At 36.1% G+C, this 1248-nt stretch carries 1 protein-coding gene; it reads left to right on the forward strand.

All coding sequences use genetic code 11. The features are described from left to right. Positions 1-109: 109 nt before the first annotated feature. A complete protein-coding gene (locus BAU16_RS06045; protein WP_161526734.1) occupies positions 110-1099 on the forward strand; it encodes an IS30 family transposase in 990 nt (329 codons plus the stop codon). The last annotated feature ends 149 nt before the right edge of the window (positions 1100-1248 follow it).

Below are 1248 nucleotides of genomic sequence, written 5' to 3' on the forward strand. Positions count from 1 at the left end.
TTGTCTTAAGTTAGCTCCTAGTTGGAAGCGGATCTCATATCTGTGAAGGTTCATTGTCAAATCATTCGTTGCCGTAGTAATTAATAGAGCAAGGGAGCTAGTTTGATACATGGTATATAAGCATTTAACCGCTGAAGAGCGCGGGAAAATTGAAGCCTATCTTGACGAAGGATTACGACCAGCTGAAATAGCACGTAGATTAGATCGCCATCGTTCAACAATCACTCGGGAGATTCAACGGGGGACTGAAGCTAGAAAAGCCAACAGTATCGCACGGTTGCCTTATCAAGCTTCAAGTGCACAAAATATTGCTAAATTGCGGAAAAAGAACTGTGGAGTTACTAAAAAAGCCACGATTCACAATATAAAAACTATTTTAAAATATCTGAATCTAAAATATTCTCCAGAACAAATTGCACATTCCGTTAAAAGCGTAAAGGTATGTACATCCACGATCTATAACTGGATTTACTCAAAAACCATTGATTTCAACATCAAAAAGCTTAGGAGACATGGAAAAAGATATAAAGTAAAGTCATCTGGATCGAAGATTCGCATTGATCGAGCTTTCTTTGAAAATAGAACCATTGATTTGCGCCCAGAAGCTGTTCAGCTTCGTACAGAATTTGGTCATTGGGAAGCTGATACAGTAGTTTCAAAACGTGGCATATCAACCTGTCTAGCAACTTTTATCGAAAGAAAGACACGACAATACGTAGCGATTAAACTCCCTAATAAAACAGGTCACGCTATGATGGCAGCAATTAAAAAACTAATAGAAATGTATCCTCAAGGGGTAAAATCTATTACTTGTGATCGAGGAACTGAATTTGTAAATCAATTTCAAGTCGGTCTTATTGAAGACACCTTCGGGTGCAAAATTTACTATGCAAATCCGTATGCACCTCATGAACGTGGTTCTAACGAAAATCATAATGGATTACTTAGAGAATATTTCCCTAAACCGTTTAATTTTAAGAATGTCTCGCAACGTATCGTCGATGACGCTGTAGAAAACTTAAATACTAGACCAAGAAAAATTCTGAATTGGAAAACACCAGCTCAAAAGTTTAAACTAGAATACGCGAGAATTACATGATATTTTCAAGAGATTATTTCATTTGTTATAAAATGTTTTTGTCGAACAATCGTATCAATTTAAGTTTACCGACAGGGTTTAAAAGAGCAAAAGACGAACTATATTTATATAAAAGTAATGTATAGTTGCGCTTAATCTTAACATTCGCC

This window comes from Enterococcus sp. JM9B (assembly GCF_009933265.1).
In the GTDB taxonomy this organism is placed as follows: domain Bacteria; phylum Bacillota; class Bacilli; order Lactobacillales; family Enterococcaceae; genus Enterococcus_C; species Enterococcus_C songbeiensis.